Origin of the sequence: Pseudomonas sp. YL2 (genome assembly GCF_023063025.1) — a bacterium.
GTDB lineage: Bacteria > Pseudomonadota > Gammaproteobacteria > Pseudomonadales > Pseudomonadaceae > Aquipseudomonas > Aquipseudomonas putida_A.
In genome coordinates this window covers 293,116-309,832 of the sequence record NZ_JAJSLU010000002.1, presented here as the reverse complement: position 1 = coordinate 309,832, position 16,717 = coordinate 293,116, and the positions used below count along the sequence as shown (strand labels likewise).

The 16,717-nt window shown below is 51.6% G+C and carries 19 protein-coding genes; 10 read left to right on the top strand and 9 right to left on the bottom strand.

Going from position 1 to position 16,717, the window contains the following annotated elements:
• Positions 1–249 precede the first annotated feature (249 nt).
• The 3 genes from LVD08_RS04425 (at position 250) to LVD08_RS04415 (ending at position 1,784) form a co-directional block, all read left to right on the top strand.
• Positions 250–570 (top strand): hypothetical protein, encoded by a 321-nt coding sequence (locus tag LVD08_RS04425; RefSeq protein WP_247267528.1) that lies wholly within the window; start codon positions 250–252, stop codon positions 568–570.
• A 272-nt stretch (positions 571–842) separates the two neighbouring features.
• A complete protein-coding gene (locus tag LVD08_RS04420) occupies positions 843–1,025 on the top strand; it encodes a hypothetical protein (RefSeq protein ID WP_145256743.1) in 183 nt (60 codons plus the stop codon).
• An 84-nt stretch (positions 1,026–1,109) separates the two neighbouring features.
• Positions 1,110–1,784, top strand: coding sequence for an HAD family hydrolase (locus tag LVD08_RS04415; protein ID WP_247267527.1), 675 nt, complete (start codon positions 1,110–1,112; stop codon positions 1,782–1,784).
• A gap of 220 nt (positions 1,785–2,004) precedes the next feature.
• On the opposite strand, the gene LVD08_RS04410 is transcribed toward LVD08_RS04415, so the two are convergent.
• The 4 genes from LVD08_RS04410 to LVD08_RS04395 all read right to left on the bottom strand — a co-directional run bounded on the left by LVD08_RS04410 (position 2,005) and on the right by LVD08_RS04395 (position 6,072).
• The gene (locus LVD08_RS04410) at positions 2,005–3,270 is read right to left on the bottom strand and encodes an APC family permease (RefSeq protein ID WP_247267653.1); all 1,266 of its coding nucleotides are present in this window, start codon (positions 3,268–3,270) and stop codon (positions 2,005–2,007) included.
• 282 nt (positions 3,271–3,552) lie between these two features.
• Entirely contained in the window at positions 3,553–3,918 is a 366-nt protein-coding gene (locus LVD08_RS04405) for a histone-like nucleoid-structuring protein, MvaT/MvaU family (protein WP_247267526.1), read from the bottom strand.
• A gap of 328 nt (positions 3,919–4,246) precedes the next feature.
• The gene (locus tag LVD08_RS04400) at positions 4,247–4,609 is read right to left on the bottom strand and encodes a response regulator (protein ID WP_247267525.1); all 363 of its coding nucleotides are present in this window, start codon (positions 4,607–4,609) and stop codon (positions 4,247–4,249) included.
• Positions 4,610–4,632: 23 nt separating this feature from the next.
• Positions 4,633–6,072, bottom strand: coding sequence for an ATPase domain-containing protein (locus LVD08_RS04395; protein WP_274621113.1), 1,440 nt, complete (start codon positions 6,070–6,072; stop codon positions 4,633–4,635).
• A gap of 751 nt (positions 6,073–6,823) precedes the next feature.
• On the opposite strand from LVD08_RS04395, the gene LVD08_RS04390 reads away from it, so the two are divergent.
• The 6 genes from LVD08_RS04390 to LVD08_RS04370 all read left to right on the top strand — a co-directional run bounded on the left by LVD08_RS04390 (position 6,824) and on the right by LVD08_RS04370 (position 11,088).
• Complete coding sequence (locus tag LVD08_RS04390; RefSeq protein WP_247267524.1) at positions 6,824–7,159, top strand: hypothetical protein; 336 nt, start codon at positions 6,824–6,826, stop codon at positions 7,157–7,159.
• Positions 7,160–7,363: 204 nt separating this feature from the next.
• Positions 7,364–7,795 carry a LexA family protein gene (locus LVD08_RS04385; RefSeq protein WP_247267523.1) on the top strand — a complete coding sequence of 144 codons (432 nt, stop codon included), beginning with the start codon at positions 7,364–7,366 and terminating at the stop codon, positions 7,793–7,795.
• Complete coding sequence (umuC, locus tag LVD08_RS04380; protein WP_247267522.1) at positions 7,782–9,062, top strand: translesion error-prone DNA polymerase V subunit UmuC; 1,281 nt, start codon at positions 7,782–7,784, stop codon at positions 9,060–9,062. The genes LVD08_RS04385 and umuC overlap by 14 nt, the downstream gene beginning before the upstream one ends.
• A gap of 243 nt (positions 9,063–9,305) precedes the next feature.
• A complete protein-coding gene (locus tag LVD08_RS28020) occupies positions 9,306–9,434 on the top strand; it encodes a hypothetical protein (protein ID WP_256575459.1) in 129 nt (42 codons plus the stop codon).
• Positions 9,435–9,969: 535 nt separating this feature from the next.
• Complete coding sequence (locus LVD08_RS04375; RefSeq protein ID WP_247267521.1) at positions 9,970–10,338, top strand: hypothetical protein; 369 nt, start codon at positions 9,970–9,972, stop codon at positions 10,336–10,338.
• 135 nt (positions 10,339–10,473) lie between these two features.
• A complete protein-coding gene (locus LVD08_RS04370) occupies positions 10,474–11,088 on the top strand; it encodes a hypothetical protein (RefSeq protein WP_247267520.1) in 615 nt (204 codons plus the stop codon).
• Between the two features lie 89 nt (positions 11,089–11,177).
• On the opposite strand, the gene LVD08_RS04365 is transcribed toward LVD08_RS04370, so the two are convergent.
• Positions 11,178–12,287: a hypothetical protein gene (locus LVD08_RS04365; protein ID WP_247267519.1), complete on the bottom strand. Its 1,110-nt coding sequence runs from the start codon at positions 12,285–12,287 to the stop codon at positions 11,178–11,180.
• 101 nt (positions 12,288–12,388) lie between these two features.
• On the opposite strand from LVD08_RS04365, the gene LVD08_RS04360 reads away from it, so the two are divergent.
• Positions 12,389–12,883 carry a hypothetical protein gene (locus tag LVD08_RS04360; RefSeq protein ID WP_247267518.1) on the top strand — a complete coding sequence of 165 codons (495 nt, stop codon included), beginning with the start codon at positions 12,389–12,391 and terminating at the stop codon, positions 12,881–12,883.
• 238 nt (positions 12,884–13,121) lie between these two features.
• Here the strand turns inward: LVD08_RS04360 and LVD08_RS04355 are convergent, their stop codons facing one another.
• From LVD08_RS04355 to LVD08_RS04340, 4 genes are all read right to left on the bottom strand, one after another.
• The gene (locus tag LVD08_RS04355; protein WP_247267517.1) at positions 13,122–13,952 is read right to left on the bottom strand and encodes a pentapeptide repeat-containing protein; all 831 of its coding nucleotides are present in this window, start codon (positions 13,950–13,952) and stop codon (positions 13,122–13,124) included.
• Between the two features lie 770 nt (positions 13,953–14,722).
• Positions 14,723–15,118 carry a hypothetical protein gene (locus LVD08_RS04350; RefSeq protein ID WP_247267516.1) on the bottom strand — a complete coding sequence of 132 codons (396 nt, stop codon included), beginning with the start codon at positions 15,116–15,118 and terminating at the stop codon, positions 14,723–14,725.
• Positions 15,119–15,541: 423 nt separating this feature from the next.
• The gene (locus tag LVD08_RS04345; RefSeq protein WP_247267515.1) at positions 15,542–15,937 is read right to left on the bottom strand and encodes a DUF6957 family protein; all 396 of its coding nucleotides are present in this window, start codon (positions 15,935–15,937) and stop codon (positions 15,542–15,544) included.
• 21 nt (positions 15,938–15,958) lie between these two features.
• Complete coding sequence (locus LVD08_RS04340) at positions 15,959–16,477, bottom strand: hypothetical protein (RefSeq protein WP_247267514.1); 519 nt, start codon at positions 16,475–16,477, stop codon at positions 15,959–15,961.
• Between the last annotated feature and the right edge of the window lie 240 nt (positions 16,478–16,717).

The window sequence follows — 16,717 nt, the reverse complement described above, 5'->3', positions numbered from 1 at the left end:
GACATTCCGATCAGTCGTAATCCATCGACATCGGGGCATCGCCCTACTTCACCAAGCGATAAGCACGGAGTAGAGGGCGTATGGATGTCAGGTAAACATCCCTATCCCATACTCCTTGCGGCGGGCGCAGCGCTATTACTGGGAATACTGTTTGGGGTCAAACAAGCTAAACGCCTTCCTATCCGAAAGCTGAGGTAGTCGTCCTTCGTGAATTCTGGAGAAGCGCCCTTTGAAAGATCGGAGTGAGAAATGCATCCAGTGACCCCTGATGGTCGTTACTTCGTTGTCAAAGGGCAGCTGTGGCGCTGTTCAAACCCGTCATTAGAAGAGGACGTGCGCCAGCGTCTTGTCGATGCCCTCATGGCAGCGCGACGCGAGGTGAAGAAAGCAAAAGAATCGGAAGACGCATCGCAGCTAAAGCGCGCTCGGGAAAAGGTACAAGTGGCCAAAGTAGCGCTTGGTGAGCGGGGCCCTGTTTGGTGGACAGATGGAAGCCCGGACTTCAACCGGCGGCTGGTCATCAATTCCCCGTATGCCGAATGGTTCAGCTCGCTTTATGAGTCTGATTAACCCTTGGCTCAAGGTGCATATTCAATATGCCTTGCCGGCTAATAAAAAAGACCTTCAAGGGCCCTTTTTGCACTTAAACCACAACCTGTACGTGTTGAACAACCTCGATGAAAAAGCGGAAGTAATGCGATGAAAACCGCAGTGGCACTCATGCGCTGCGGTTTCTCCGCTTCGATATCTGGAAAAGACGGAACGACTCAGACCATATGCTTTCGAAAAATTGAGCGCTTCAAGTTTCGAGGGTCGAGGGTCGAGGGTCGAGGAGAAATCTCATGACTGAAAAAAGCTCCACTTCATCAAAAAAAAGCAAAGCACTGGAGGATTCTGTTCTCGTCTCAGACGTGTCTGAAACAGGTTTAACAGATGACGAACGAGTTGTTAGGGAAGATGAGTTCCTTGGCGACGAACCACGTGTAGAACCTGGCCCAGCAGACTTGGAAAGACTTAAGGATTAAAGCCAGCTCCGCTTCGTTTTCGATGCGACCAATATTTTCAATACGCGACGTCTACTACTTGAAATTTGCTTAAAGGTGTCACGTATGCGCCAGCAAACCTCATTCATATTTGATCTTGATGGCACGTTGACTGATAGCGTTTACCAGAATGTTTTCGCGTGGAAAACCGCGCTCGACTCAGAAGACATACCGTTGGCCATGTGGCGAATTCACAGAAAAATCGGTATGAGCGGTGGACTGATGCTTAAGACGTTAGCCCGTGAGACCGGCTTGGAAATCAAACCAGACCAGGCCAAAAGGCTGAGTGATAAACATGATGAAGCCTACAAGGATCTGCAAGGCCAGATAACCGCTCTTCCTGGCGCTGTAGAGCTTCTCGATACTCTAAACCGCAATCAGCTCAAATGGTGCATCGCTACCAGCGGTGGCATGGACACTGCGGCGATAAATCTGAAGGCATTGGGCTTGGATATCGCGAAGGTCAGTCTCATCACCCGTGATGACGTGAAGTATGGCAAGCCCGATCCAGACCTTTTCCTCGCCGCTGCAAGCAAACTCAGTGTACCCATCGAAGATTGCCTGGTGATCGGCGATGCCATTTGGGACATGCTTGCCGCACGCCGCTGTAAGGCCACCGGTATAGGGCTGCTTTCAGGTGGTTACGACATAGGAGAGCTTGAACGAGCTGGTGCACTCCGCGTCTACGAAGATCCTCTGGCACTGCTGCGGCACCTAGACGAGGTTGCTTCCCGTCCGTGAAACAGTTGTAGGCACGCGGATTGAGTTGCTGTGCTCCCCGCTCGCGGTGACGTTCACGCATCCAGCCATGCCAGACGATTGATCGGGTTATGTTCCAGTGCTCCTCAGAATCGACGATCCGAGGCATTGGACGCACCCCGATAAAACTGCGCGCCCTACAAGGCACTCGTATAACGTCACCAAGTTTTACGCTGCGATAGTAGGCGAAGCGCTTACAAGATCAGCCCGGCTCCACTGGCGCCGGCACTGCCACTCTTGAACAGACAAAAAGCAACATGCCTATCAGGATCAAGCCCCCTCCCCGCATCCATGTTTCCAGACTTTGCTGGCTGAGCAGTACCAGGCACGAGACGATAGCAAGTACCGGAACCCACGTCGGCACCCGAAAGTGATTTTCCGCAACCTCGTCACGGCGCAGGATTAACACGGACAAATTAGTGCTTAGAAATACAAACAGTAAGAGCAGGACGACGGTTTCGGCCAATGTAGCTAGCGTTCCCGTCAGCGTGAGTGCGATTGCTACCACGGTGGTAGCGATGACCGCGATCCAAGGGGTGCGTCGCCGAGGCAGCACATTGCTCAAGGCGGTCGGCAACAGTCCTATACAGGCCATGCCATAAGTAAGGCGACTCGCCATTATCATGGTTAACAGCGCGCCGTTGGCTACCGCGATCAGTGCAATGAAGGCGAAGACGCGAGGCGGAATGTTTAAACCTGACGCCCGAACCACCTCAAGAAGAGGAGCCGAGGTGGCCACAAGTTTTTCCATGGGCAGTACGGAAGATGCCGCGATGCCGACAGCCATGTAGACGACTCCGGCGGTTAGCAATGCGGCAAATAATGCGCGCGGATAAATTTTTCGAACGTCTCGAATTTCTTCCGCGAGATTGGCGGATGTTTCGAATCCTACAAAAGAATAGAAGGCGATTAATGCCGCGCTCAAAACGGCTAACATCGGGCTGATCCCAGGTTTGAACTCAAGGCTGCGACCCAAATCAGCTTCGCCTGTACGGAAATACCAAGCAGCGGCTACGACGACCAAAAGAAGACCTGACAGCTCAATGACTGTCATCACCAGGTTGGCTCCCAAAGACTCTTTAATTCCCCTCGCATTGAGTAGCGCGATAACGAGAAGGAAAAGTAATGCTGCGATGTGAGGCGTTACATGAATGAACGCCGCTAGGTAATCACCGGCAAACGCTAGGGATAAACCCGCCGCGCTCGTGACAGCTGCCGATAGCATGCAAAAGCCAACAAGAAAAGAAATGAGCGGAGACCGGAACGCCTTCTCTGCAAAAACTGAAGCGGCGCCCGCATGAGGATATTTTGTCACCAACTCTGCGTAGGAACCTGCAGTAAGCATCGCGAAAAACAGAGCGATGAGCAGAGGCACCCATATTGCGCCACCTACCTCCCCCGCAATTGTCCCGGCGAGCGCATAAACGCCCGCCCCGAGAACATCACCGAGAATAAATAGAAAAAGCATCGGGCCGGTAACGGCGCGGCGCAGCGAATTATTCGGGTGCGAGGTCTTCACGTTCAACTTCCTGGCTTGGGGGTTCAAAAGCACATTCCCGGCTAGTAGCTGGTTGGCTTTGCTATGAAGCAATGGAAATTTGCGTGTGTCTAAAGTTCACATATCTTGGCTAACTGTGGGGAAGAAAACGCCGCTCCTATAACGTGAATAGAGCGATAAAATGCCCCCTGAAGATGAAAAAAACGATAAGAAAAAAGGGCCCTACTAGGCCCTTTTTTTATTCAAACCAAATCACTTGGTCAGCCAAGACTCAACGGTCGCGGAGCCGTGTTCAGCTTTCCAATCTTTCAACGTCTTGTGATTACCACCCTTGGTTTCTACGACCTCGCCGGTATGAGGATTTTTATAAACCTTCAACTGGCGAGGCTTGCGGCTGCCTGCTTTGGACTCGACAGCTGGAGCGCGACGACCAGCTTGTGGATCTAACAGGTTGATCACGTCCTTGAGGCTATAGCCGTATTTTGCGAGTAAATCGCGCAGCTTCGTTTCGAACTCGATTTCTTTCTTGAGGCCAGCATCGCCCTTGAGGGCTTCGAGAGCCTGGAGCTGTTCGGCGAGGTGTTTTTCAAGCTGGCGGAATTCGGCAAGTTTGGACATGGAAATTCTCGATGTGTGTGATACCAGAAGGTTACACCATAAATTACATCCCGAACTTACGCACAGTCGCTTTCTACCGCTTCAGCTCCCAATCAAGGCCGCTGGACAGATTACTAAGAGATGGCGTGCTGGTTTAGCGAAAACTATCCAAATCACGGTAGGCGCGGTTGTGCTTTACATTTTGGTCTAGTCGGAGCGAATGGCGATCTATTTCGCACCTGCATAGCACCTTGCTGACAAACCTTGCGTATACAGCTAGGCGGACAGATGACACCTAGCGTGAGGCTGGAGTCTTGATATTGATCTGAGTAAGCAGATCGAATATTGGTTAATCAGTAGTCAAAAGCTTTTTAACTTCTGCGATGACCAGGTCGATGTTGAATGGCTTTGCCAATACCGTGTCAAACAGATCCGATCTTTGCATACCTATATGCGCTTGAGCGCCGCTCATCAATATGATCGGCAGACGGTTCACAGAGGGGAGTGCTCGGACAGCTGTAGCGAACTCTAGGCCATCCATCACTGGCATCATAAAGTCGGTGATGATCAACTCAGGCCGTTCTCTGTCCAACACATCAAGTCCTTTTTGACCATTGCTGGCCGTCACCACCATGAACCCCTCATCCTCCAGCGCAAAGCTAAGGATGTCAGCGATCAGATACTCGTCGTCGACGACCAAGATGGTGGTCATGTTAATTCAACCCGCACAAAGGCTTAAGATTTTGAACCGGGCGTTGTCTCAGTAGGGACTGAAGGTTCATGTCTTGAAGCCTTTTTCAGGAAAACGTCTTGATCACGAATGACGACCTCGAATCGCGAAGGGTCGTAGGAGCTGTCTCGTACCTTAAGAATGGAAAGCGTCCTGCTTAGTTCAGAATGATTCTCAGAGAACCGCATCAGCATTAGATTGTCGACGATACTGGACAGGTCTGAGTTCGGCGCGCTGACCTCCGAACCGAACAGATCGCGCATTTCCCAGGAGGCGAATACTGTAACACCCCTGGATCGCAGCTCGTTCATCAAAGCACTGAAGAAGTCAGTAATCCGAGCCGGATTTGTCGAAACTCGTGTCATACCGCTAAGACTATCGATGAACAGGCGCTTGATGCCCTTCTCCTCGACGATCTTCAGAAGTCGTGCCCCTAGACCATCCAGCAGGCCTTCAGTTGTAGGCTGCCAAGCGATGCTGAGGGCGCCGCTGTCTTCCATGCCTTTGATATCGATACCCAGCGATTGACCTTTGAGTCGCAATCGTTGCGGGCTTTCGTAGAAACCAAAATGCAGGCCGGGAGCCTCCACTGTCGACTCAGCCAAAAACTTAAGACCCAGAGTCGTTTTTCCAATCCCGGAAGGGCCAATTACCAGTGACACACTGGAACTGTGCAGCCCTCCTCCCAATATATCGTCCAGTGATTCAATGCCGCTGGCGATACGCGTCATATCCGCGCTGTCGGGGGATGACGGGTGGCTATAAAGGCTTTCGAGTCGCGGATAGACCACCAAACCATTTTCGGTAATTTCACACTCGTGAAGACCGGTCATTGCAGAGCTTCCGCGAGTTTTCCGAAGTTGAATCCGACGTACAGAACGGGTGCCGTAAAGCTCTTCGCCCATCTCAATCACGCCATCAACCATCGTATGCTCAGGGCTGCCATCATCGAGGCGAGAGCTGGTGAGAAACAGCACCGTGCAACCAGCAAAAGCTGCATGACCTTGTAGCTCTGATATGAATTTCTTGGTATCGATATGCGAGTCAGCTTTTGAGCGTGCATTGAGTAAACCGTCCACCACCATAACGGTAGCTTTTTGACGGCTTATCTCGCGCCGAAGCAGTTTCACCACCTCGCCTAGCCCTTCATTTTCCAGAGTGTCAAACGCGCTGACAAACTGGATTTCAGCTCCCACTTTGGACGAGTCGAAAAAGCTTAGCGTCGAAAGAAATTGAAAAAGGCGGTCATGTGACTCGGCGAGAAGAGTCGCGACTAAAACCCGTCCTCCGTTTTTCGCATGATGGAAACCAAGCTGGTTGGCGAGGATCGTTTTGCCAGATCCCGGGCGTCCTTGGATTATGTATGAAGCTCCCTCGACCAGCCCGCCCTTGAGCAGAGCATCAAGCCCTTCTATTCCGCTTTGAAGGCGTTTTAGCTTTTCCAAAATGCGACCCTGATCCGAAAAACAATCTATTGATACCTAGTTGATGGAATGCTACCGCCAAATTTGCTTCGGAGCCATCTACGTTGAGTGGAGAGGTCGACCGACATCACAATCTGGGTATCATGAAAGCTGCAAACTGGCGAAGTGTTTACCCGAAAGCAGTCACTTCCAATTGTGTTTCGGATCACGTCGCAACTCTTCCCGAGTACACAAATCTGTCGGAAAAGCCCCTTCCATCGTCAGGTTTGCTCATGAGTACAACTGCTCACGTTGCGCCCGCACCGAGCTAGCGGAGCATCTGACAAGGCGAATGGACAGGCTCCAATCGGAGCTCCCGTGATCTTGACCACTAGGAATCCAGTACCAATTGTTATTCGACCAGGCGAGGCACAACGAGCGATCACTACGCCCGTGGTCAAGTCCTTATAAACACCATGACATTCAGGGTGCTCGCTGTTCTACGAGGTGGTAAGAGTGCATCGCCCATACAGACAGGCGACAGTCGGGCAGCACAAGGGGACTGTTTCCCCCCCTTCCAAAAAGCCTCCATTTCGGAGCTGCGCTTGGGGAATTTTTGAATACATCGCGGAATTATTAAACACTGTAATGCTCGCTATCGATCAGTGATGACGCATGGATTTTAATCACCCGATAAGTGGCCGTTTTCAGGGTTGACGCTCATTTCTTCGCGTATTAAAAAATGTTTACGCATGGCACTCATGGCAATTCAAACAAAAAGGAGGCCGTCGAAATGATGCGTAGAGGTTCAAGATTTTGGCTCTGGGCGGATTGTGAACTGCATTGCCGATCACACGATGAGGTATTGATTGACGGCACTATAATTGATGTTCAGACCCGAGTTTCTAGAAAGGGAAGAACGCAGTTGTTCCTCGGCGTTTATAGCAAGGATGGCCTCCCTCTATACGAAGAAGCTCATGACGACCTACCTAACGACACGATGACTACGGCGCTAGCATGGGGCGTAGGTCGTGCGCGTGCGAAGGCAGCCGACAGCCTGTCGCATACGAATTCAGCAAGCGAAAGCTCGCAGGCAATTTCCAGCAACAAGCGCACATCCTCTGCTTAAAAACACTCACGTTGCTTCCCCTATTTAATCTTACCGACTTTCGAGCCCTCTTCCGCTGGCCGAATAATTTCCACCCGAATAGAAGGCTTAACGAGTTGCGTCCGCACATGTCACCCGTCGAATTGTCGTACCTATGAGATTGACCGCGAGCGAACCAAATCGTTAACTGTATGCATGTACAGTTAATTTCCTAAGGCTTGCATCATGAGCATCACCATCCTCGGCCCTCTCGCGTCTGGCGGTAGGAAGCTGCCCCTCTATTCATCCAGGGTGCCGGCAGGCTTCCCCTCCCCTGCGGCTGATCACATCGAAAAACACATTTCCCTAGATGAGCTGTTCGATATCCGCGCGCCGCACGTCTACCTGGTGAGAATTGATGGAGACAGCATGCAGGGCGCCGGGATCTACTCAGGGGATCTGGTGGTTGTTGATCGGAGCATCGATGCGGTCAGCGGCGATATCGTCATCGCGGCGCTGAACTCAGAGCCATTCTGCAAGCGCCTGCTTCTGCGTGAGAACGCCGTGATGCTTTTATCGGAGAACCCAAAATATCCGGCAAGGCATGTAATGGAGGGCGATGAGCTCGTGATCTGGGGTGTCGTGAAATACAGCGTTCGCAATCATGACAACACCTGAACCTGTCTTCGCTCTGATTGACTGCAATTCGTTTTACGCGAGTTGCGAGCGGGTTTTCCGGCCCGACCTGGCGCGGACGCCCATCGTGGTGCTGTCCAACAACGATGGCTGCGTGATTGCGCGCAGCTACGACGCCAAACCTTTCGTGAAGATGGGCCAGCCGTACTTCCAGATCAAAGACCATCTACGCCGGCATGGAATCGTGGCCTTCAGCAGTAATTACGCTCTGTACGGCGACATGAGCGAACGCGTCATGACGATTATCGAATCGATGGTGCCAGCGCTGGAGGTCTACAGCATTGACGAGGCGTTTGCCGATCTGACGGGTATTGCCGGGGACTTGTCCGCGTTTGGTCGGCAGATGCGTACCACTCTTTTCAAGCGCACAGGGGTTCCCGTCGGGGTGGGCATTGCTCGCACCAAAACCTTGGCGAAGCTCGCAAACCATACCGCCAAAAGGCTGTTGGATATCACCGGCGGCGTTGTGGATCTGTGCGACCCGTTCAAACGCGACTGGACGCTGCGCAACACCGATGTCGGCGAGGTCTGGGGCATCGGCAGGCGCATGAAGGCACACCTGGAAACGATGGGCATCAAGACCGCAATGGACTTGGCAAAAGCCGATCCGTGGATGCTTCGTCAGAAATTCAGTGTGGTGATCGAGAAAACTGCTCGCGAACTTGCCGGCACCTCCTGTCTGGAACTGGGTGACGCTGACCCACCCAAGCAAGAGATTTGCTGTAGCCGGATGTTCGGCACCCGTTTGACGCAGATCGATCCGATCAAGGAGGCCGTCGCCACCTACACCCAGCGCGCGGCGGAAAAGCTCAGGACGCAAAACTCGCTGTGCAAGAAGATCCGCGTGAGTATCAGGACAGGCATGTTCAATCCCGAAGAAGCGAAGTACGCGAACGGCGCACTCGTCGAACTCCCCTACCCGACAAACGACGTTCGACTCATGACTAAAGCTTCGACCGAAGCGGTTAATCGTCTCTTCCGACCAGGCTTCAAGTACAGCAAGGCAGAGGTTCTGCTGATGGATTTGCGCCAGCCCGGTGAATTCACTGATGACCTGTTTGCGCATTCCCAGCCTGTGATGGCGGACAAGGTGATGACCGTGCTGGATGAAATCAATGGTCGTTGGGGAAAGGGAGTTCTTCGCCTGGCCAGCGTGCCGGCGGCGCCGGATTGGGCTATGCGCCGGGAGTTGATGAGTCAGAGCTACACGACGAAGGTGGATCATTTGTGGACGGTAAAGGCTAGGTAGCAGACAGGTGCGGTCTGGCGATGCTCGAATGATTCTGGAAATGCAGTGCTACCGGCAAAATGTCACCAATGAACATAAAATCAACACGTTACCTGTCATTAAATTTCCAGTAGATGAGCCAAAGCTAATTCAATTTTTCACATAGCTAAAATCAAGCATCTCTTGCCTATTGAAAGTATCCGTCCGTGCCAATAGGATGATCCCGCAGCAACTAAAATAACATTAACATCAAGGAGAGATTTTATGGCGCTTAAACCAGGCCCAAAACCGATTGCCAAATCAACCGGCGAAGTTGATAAGCGTCGTCGTGACAATAAAGACACGCAAGGAAATAACCCCGACTTGAAACCTAGCAAGCCTTCAAAAAAATAGGTTTTCGCTGACAGGAGCTACTCGAATGGTAGCTTTTGTCATTGGAGCTTTTAGGGAATGGATGCATAGCTGTAATTTCCAATTTATCTGGCAATCATCACGCGTTCTATGAGCACTACAACGACATATCGAATTTAATAATCGGGGTATTTCCCAAGAGTTGAATTACACTGCGATTTCTAAATATACTCTAGGCTAGTTGCTTAAAGTTTTTTCAACTCTACTGAAAACTTAACCCCCCTGTTTCACAAATAAACTGAACGATAGGTTTTGGCCGCATGTAGCCGTCGCAGGCTGCTCTAGAAAGCACGACCATTCGGCTGTTAACCGAGAGCATTGCCCCCTCGAAAGTATATTTGCCCCATGACTTTAAGCTCAAGACATTGGGAATTTTAGTCTAGTGACCGTGGGCGAAAGCACGTTTACTTATGTGTGTAGTGCACTGTAGGAGAGCGCCTGCGCAGGTGATCAAGGTGGTGATGGCTTTTTGCCTCGATGCCAGCTAGATTGGAGCTTTCTACGATCAAGGACAGATATGAAAAAGCTCATAGCTATCATGGGGGTGTGTGCCGCACTTGGCGGTTGTGCTACGTCGCACTTCACTGCAGGCCGAGACTTCCCTTCGGCCAGTGTGGCGAGCATCACCAAGGGTAAAACCACGACTGCTGAGTTGAAGTCGCTGCTTGGTGAGCCCTACGCCAAGAGCGCCGTTAGCGAAACCGACGAGAAGTGGATCTACACCTACACCAATGGCTCAGCACATGCCCAGAGCTACGTGGTCACCATGAAGGTCACGACCACTGGCACTCAGAAAACCCTCGACGTTCTTATCCGCAACGACGTAGTCATCAACTACACGTTCAGTGAAGGCCCCGCTCCGGGTACGACCACCGCGACAAACTGAAGAGAATGCTTCGTGTTGGCCCTTCGCATTTAACACGTTCACATACGTTCTGAGTGAAACGCGAGGTCAGCGCGGTGAAACCTTTATACATGGATAGGCTTTCTTCGGAAGCAAATTGAGAAACGGGAACTAATTATGTACGACATTCATGAGCACCGGCATCGTGTCGCCGTTTGGGGAGCTGGTCGTGCCTATTCTCGGCAAGGGCCTGGGCACACCATCGCAGTCGCGAGATATCTAATCGAGCGTTCTGGTTTGGGATCAATCAAAACAGCGGATCAACTGCCGCCTCCTGAACTAATGGACGAATTTATAAATGAGCGGATACAAGCTGTCATGGCAGCTTCCCAAGGCCTCACTTACACAAAGCGTCCGAAAGGCGGGCCAAACACCACAGAGCCTTTATTCTGCAGCTACGGTCGTGCTCAAAAGCTTGTAAACATGTATTTGAAACTGAAAATCGTCTGCGCTGGACATCATGATCATCCGCACACGAAAGGTGTGCACCCTCCGCTCGATGCGGTGTTATTGAAGGCCCTAGACTCAGCGGAGTCCATAGATCAGGAATGCGATCTCGAGGAGTTTCGTCGTAAGCTCAAAATTGCCAAGAAACTGGGCACAACTTGGACAACCTTTGATCGTGCGACCTACGACGCCTATATCAAAGCTATACGACTATTTCAGGGGCGTCAGCCGCTCTGGGCTGTTGAGCGGCTTTGGAATCCTGAGAGAGATGCGATACCGGTCTAAGTCCTTGCATGCTCGATCGCGTCTTCATGCACCAAAGGCGCGGCCACGCAACGAACGTAATCACCCATCGCTCACTGTCACTCCTAAAGTCAGGGTTTTTTATTTGACGTTGTCGAAGGACGCACAAGCGTCAAATCTTCGTCCGAAAGCCCCTCCTTCAGATAGAGCTCTGGAATATCGCACTGAGTGAGATCCTCCATCATCAGCGCAGATGTGGCCTGTGCAAATGCTTTCGGGATTGAGTGGCCGAAGCCAATGCTGGAGTAAAACTGGGATGAGAATACCCGAGCAGCTTCATCGCCGATTTCACGATTCATACCAATGGCAGCATCTATCTTTTCAACGCTGCTACGCGCTTGATTGAAAGAGAAACACGTATTGAAAAACACAAGTTTGACGCTGTCAGAGCCGAAGGCGATTGCGCTGACGATCCCCTCCTTGGAAACATGCTTCGGCCTACCATGATCATCCTGAAGAACCAATGCATCTGCCGAGGTGCCATGACCACTAAAATGCACAATCGTCGGGTGAAGTTCGTTTATAGCCTGAAGAATATCCATCGGCCTGACCGCCCAACGCGTCTGAAAATTTACGGCATCCCGATGCTGTGACGCTCGGAGCTTTTCACCAATAGACCTAGCCTCCTCATCAAGCGCGAGCTTGTTTGTCCCGGGATCCGACGCCATGAAAAGTACGGTAATCTGTTCAGGTAATGCCTTCAGCATCTGAATCTGCAAGGCCGCTTCTGCGTGCAAATCTTCATGCCTGGCCAGCCCTGCTCCCATCTCACGCATACGTCGCTCTCTGGCCTGCTCTGTGCGTTTATGATCGGCCTGTTGCTTCTTGAGATCGGCATCGCGCTTTTTCTTAGCCGCATCCTGCTTCTTCAGCTCGCGAGTCTCCTCCTGGCTAACCTTGCTTTGAGCGGCCACAAGCTTCTTATGCTCATCGGCAATCTTGCTATCGAGCTTGGCCATTTCGATCGTGGCCCTGCTGTTATCGGAGGCATAACGATCCGCCTCTCGCAACTTCATGTTGATTGTAGAAGAGCTAGTAGACCTGCCAGCGGCAGCCAAAGCGTCTTGCTTTTTCTTCAATGCCGCTGCGGCTTTAACCGAAAGCTTTCCCTTGTCAGCTTGCAGTTTTGCGATGTTTTGCTGACACGTGTTGACCTGCCTTCGATACATTTCAATGCTCATGCGCCGCTCCTTGACTGAAGCTTGATCATAGCAATCCCTGTAGAGTGGCCCACTCGATTTTCTATACAGCCTTCACGCTTTTTAAACGGATACGTACTGATATGGACGAGACAATCAGCTACCTGAAAGATCGCTTCAAAGAGGAACAGGGTCGCTTTGATCACTTCGAAAACAAATGTGCAAAATTTCTGACTGCGGTATCGATTGTGATTGCGGCCTTGAGCGCATTGGCAGGTTTGAAAAACGGAATACTTTTCCAGGTGACATCCCCTTTCGCTGCACTGATCTTCATTTCATTTGCTGCTACCGCCATCTGCGTGGCTTGCTCTTGGGGGCATGCTTTCAGCGCATTACGCATTTGCGATTGTCCGAGCCTACCATCGAGTCGTAAGACTGCAGAGTATTTGCTTGCCGTAGACGCTGAACAGCAAAAGCTCCACATTTACAAATGCTACATTGACACCATCGAAAAACTCCAAGTTGCCATCGACGCGAAATCTAAGCCTCTTGATTTGGCTTACAGCGAACTTGTCTGGGGCGCCGGGTTTTTCATGCTACTTGCGATTCTCACAACCATCAGAGAGCTGACCTCATGACAGACAAGAACCTGCAGAACAACGAGAACAAGACTCCACCTCCTCCGCCTCCCACTACTGAATATCAGCGAAGATCTGAAGAACCGGCTATCAACCGAATAGCACCTCCAGATAAACGCTAACAATTAGATCCCAGCCCCGTAAATGGAGCTGGCGCCTGCCTGGCTCGATAGACAGTTGAGCAATGTGAGCGGCTAGGATTGGGCTACAAAGCGAGGTGATGAACTTTCCAAATACATCACCGCGACGTGAATTCGGCGTCCGGTTCAATGAGCCCCTTTGGCCCTACGTCCCAATCATCATCCGGAACGTTACCACTCACAAATGCCCCTTGAGCACGGGTGAAATTGCATTCGAAAATGTTGGCATTACGAAAATCCACGCCTTCCAATTTCGCGCTACAAAAACTCGCACCTCTAAGGCAGGATCCGCGGAAATCCGCCCCAGTTAAGTCGGCGCTGTCGAAGTCTGCCATCCAACAATTGACCCCCGGTAGAACCAATGGATCGACGCTCGTCGAATAGAATTTTGCGTCACTCAAATTTGAGTTCTTAAAACTCTTCACATCCAATACCCAGTGCCAGTGCACGAGGCTTCCTGGTGCCTGGAGATTGCTAAAGTCAGGGAGTTTTTTACGAGCGAGCACTTGACTGATCCTGCTGAAAAGCAAGCTACTGAAGTGAAAGCCACTGAAATCTACTTTTCGTTTGTTGGCGGCGACGGCAAGGGGCACCTGATCTCGTAGGCACTCAATAAGCGCATCAAACTGAAGCAGGAATCGAGCGCGACGAAACTCGCCGCTGTAGGGCTGCCTCCAGTACCCCTGCGCATAGGAATGCTGCGCGTACCTAGAAATCAGCTGCTCTTCAGCTGTGATTTCCTCGTATGTGGTCTCGTATTCTCTGGCGATGGTTCGCAGGCATGTCGCGAGCTTGATTTCTGTCTTGGGACGAGGCGAATACCGAGCGAGCCTATTTGTGGCATCAGGACAACCGTCACGGAAATCGCGAAGCAGGACAGCTGCATCCGACTTGAAAGCACTGAGGGAGGGGGTAACAAAACGACTCATGGCCAAACCTCTCACGGCCAACGTTGAACCCTAGTATTCCGTTGACCATTCGAGATGGCTGGGATGAAGAAGTTGAAGCAACGGTGCAGAGGCTTTATCTAGCTAGGGCTGAACGCCACCGTCATTGGCGCAGTGGCAATACTGAAAATTTTCTCTATAAAAGTCAAGTCGCAGACACTAGCCCAGCAGATCGATCCAATACTGTGCTTAGTTCATCCATCGAGTCGCGGTTAGAGGCATCAAAAAACTGATTTTTGCAGAAAGACCGCTGCACTCCGATGCTTTTGGTTTGGTAGGCTGTGATTCGACTTGGAAGCTTTGATGAGGGGGAAAGGATGACGAATTGGATATGGGTACTGCCATCTGAGGCAGTGGTGGGTAATATGATTGCGGGTCGAAAAATCGTCAGAATTTCCAACAACAAGAAAATGCTGTCGAAGAGCTTATGCAAGGTAACGCTTCGCTCAATGTGGCCTGGCTACTACCAAAGCGTGATGATCGAGTGAATAAATTGTTCTTCCTGATGTTCAACGCCGAAGGGCTGAAAGCATCTATTCTTCCAGGTGAAGGACATTCAAATTCGCCTCAATTTAAAATCTAAAAATCGTTAGCACCGCGCAGCGCCCCCACGTAAGCGGAGCGCGCAGGCCTATGGCCAAAGACGTGAGGATGGAAGCCCGGCAGGGCCGAGACGCGGAGTGGCTCGGTTCACGACAGCCGTCCGCGAAAGCGGCACGCCACCCCAGTCGAATCAGTGAGATCCTAAGGCTTTATTCGGCACTGCTACCGTCGTGGGTCGAACACAGCGTGCTAACCCACTGCCCTTTTATAAGCCTGCCAGGAGCCCCGCACCTCTCACAAGTTTTCAGCGAAAGCCCGGCTGCCAAATCGACTGCTCCACGGCAGTACGCATCACCGCCGGCATAAAAAAAATGAAGCTCGCCGAATTTCGATTTGATTTGACCGACAGTCACCGGCACGACATCAGGATGCCGTGTTAGATGCTCCTGCAGCGTGTCGCAAAGAGCCAAGAGTAGACCGCGCCAACCTGGATCGCAGTAGATCTCATCCACTCTGAGATCTGAGAAAAGCTGCGGATAGTGCGCTCTGAACTCTTCAATCTCGATTTCAGGTAAAGCCTGGCCGTTCGAAGGAATATCGTTCATGTTTAGCTCAGCACGGTTGCTCCGGTTGCGGTTCTGCCGTTTTTAGATAATTCAGCAGACTCTCGCTTCCACCGTCCGGTCGAAATGTAACAAGCACATACCTGCAGCCCGCCTCATCTGATAAGACCCAATAACCCCCTTCCTTCTGAGCCATCACCACAACACCGGTTTGAATAACCCGGCCGTCTTCGAACCTTCCGTGAGGGTCGTCGCCCTGATGTCCGAATAGGACACCAACACATGTCCGGGACTTAATGAAGGCTTCAGTGAGGTATGCAGTAACCGGTTCAGCGAAGCCTTGGGAAACGGCTCCGGCTATGCACTGGAGATCAAAGTCAGAATGCTGTTTGCTGTGAAAATCTACATCGATGGAGCCGGGCATTAAGTGTCCTTAACAGATGGACTGACCACTGCTATACGCGATCAGAAAAAAGAGAAAATCGTTTTCAGACTCGCCGTTTGGCGTCGACCGGGGCCGACCAACACATACACGGTGTTCTTGGTCTCGGCCAGGAGGCTACCGTCGAACGATGCGCACATACTCGACCGCACCCAATCACCAGGCTGAAAGCGACCACGGCTATCTTCTATTACTCGATGGGCAAAGACCACCAATGGAAGATGCCCAGCGGCGTGAATCTTGGCCAGATCATCAGCGGATACGTCTACCTGAAAAAGAGTCCACTGCTCGACCACGCAATAAGCTTTCCTCGGAAAGCGCTCAGACACAAGCACACGAGCGTCATCCAGGCTTAGCGATAAACCGTCTATAAAAGTATGGTCATCATTCAACAGCTCGTTACCGTCCGCGATAGCCATTCCCCCTGCTCCTCTGACGAGTCAGTGCACGCCTCGCCCAGCGCTGCGATCGTAAAGGGATCGCATATTGGTCAACGTCGTTACATCCAGGCTGGAACGACACGAGTCGTGGTAAATCGCGCCACCCTCAACCGTCACTACACAGACGGCGTCACCATCTGAATCTTGCCCCAGGGCCAAGCTCTCTACCTTCTCCATCCGCCAAGCGTCGCCACCATTCATGTTGGCTGGGGTGACAATCTGAATCTCTTTGACGAAGACTTCATCGTCTTGTGACTGGAGCACTTGCTGTAGCTTGGGCTCGTCATTGACCATCAATTCAAACTCTTGCGCCCTGCCCTTCACCATCATTTTAACGGTGAGGTGGAACCAGTGCTTCCTGAGCATCCTGGAAACTGCATGCCAGTGCGCAAGGCCCTCCCCGAAAACTCCTGGGACGCCTGCCAAATCATTATCGTCTGTTCTAAACATCGGGTTCTCGTTGAATCCATCGCGAAGGCGATGCATAAAAATTTGGATGACCGAACTGCGCCAGCCCAAGTGGTGTCACGTACCTGTCCGCGAGATCGCCGAAAAGCGTACGAACGGTCTAGCTAGAGCGCGCGCGACCTTTGCAAACCATATCCCGGACAGAGCACCGGCATTCCATTGCAGCCTGTGACGGAAATATTCCATAAATTGTCTGAGGGTCATTGAGCTTGAGGTCACGGATCGTGCTTGAGCTCGAACGATTCGATGGCGAATCGTGCAATTCAGGGAATATATTCCATGGATTGAATT

Coding starts and splice junctions, on each gene's coding strand:
- LVD08_RS04375 (WP_247267521.1), top strand. CDS start 9,970: ATGAAAAAGCTCATAGCTATCATGGGGGTGTGTGCCGCACTTGGCGGT.
- LVD08_RS28020 (WP_256575459.1), top strand. CDS start 9,306: ATGGCGCTTAAACCAGGCCCAAAACCGATTGCCAAATCAACCGGCGAA.
- LVD08_RS04400 (WP_247267525.1), bottom strand. CDS start 4,609: ATGACCACCATCTTGGTCGTCGACGACGAGTATCTGATCGCTGACATC.
- LVD08_RS04385 (WP_247267523.1), top strand. CDS start 7,364: ATGAGCATCACCATCCTCGGCCCTCTCGCGTCTGGCGGTAGGAAGCTG.
- LVD08_RS04345 (WP_247267515.1), bottom strand. CDS start 15,937: ATGGCTATCGCGGACGGTAACGAGCTGTTGAATGATGACCATACTTTT.
- umuC (WP_247267522.1), top strand. CDS start 7,782: ATGACAACACCTGAACCTGTCTTCGCTCTGATTGACTGCAATTCGTTT.
- LVD08_RS04365 (WP_247267519.1), bottom strand. CDS start 12,287: ATGAGCATTGAAATGTATCGAAGGCAGGTCAACACGTGTCAGCAAAAC.
- LVD08_RS04390 (WP_247267524.1), top strand. CDS start 6,824: ATGATGCGTAGAGGTTCAAGATTTTGGCTCTGGGCGGATTGTGAACTG.
- LVD08_RS04370 (WP_247267520.1), top strand. CDS start 10,474: ATGTACGACATTCATGAGCACCGGCATCGTGTCGCCGTTTGGGGAGCT.
- LVD08_RS04415 (WP_247267527.1), top strand. CDS start 1,110: ATGCGCCAGCAAACCTCATTCATATTTGATCTTGATGGCACGTTGACT.
- LVD08_RS04420 (WP_145256743.1), top strand. CDS start 843: ATGACTGAAAAAAGCTCCACTTCATCAAAAAAAAGCAAAGCACTGGAG.
- LVD08_RS04350 (WP_247267516.1), bottom strand. CDS start 15,118: ATGAACGATATTCCTTCGAACGGCCAGGCTTTACCTGAAATCGAGATT.
- LVD08_RS04410 (WP_247267653.1), bottom strand. CDS start 3,270: ATGCTTTTTCTATTTATTCTCGGTGATGTTCTCGGGGCGGGCGTTTAT.
- LVD08_RS04405 (WP_247267526.1), bottom strand. CDS start 3,918: ATGTCCAAACTTGCCGAATTCCGCCAGCTTGAAAAACACCTCGCCGAA.
- LVD08_RS04355 (WP_247267517.1), bottom strand. CDS start 13,952: ATGAGTCGTTTTGTTACCCCCTCCCTCAGTGCTTTCAAGTCGGATGCA.
- LVD08_RS04425 (WP_247267528.1), top strand. CDS start 250: ATGCATCCAGTGACCCCTGATGGTCGTTACTTCGTTGTCAAAGGGCAG.
- LVD08_RS04360 (WP_247267518.1), top strand. CDS start 12,389: ATGGACGAGACAATCAGCTACCTGAAAGATCGCTTCAAAGAGGAACAG.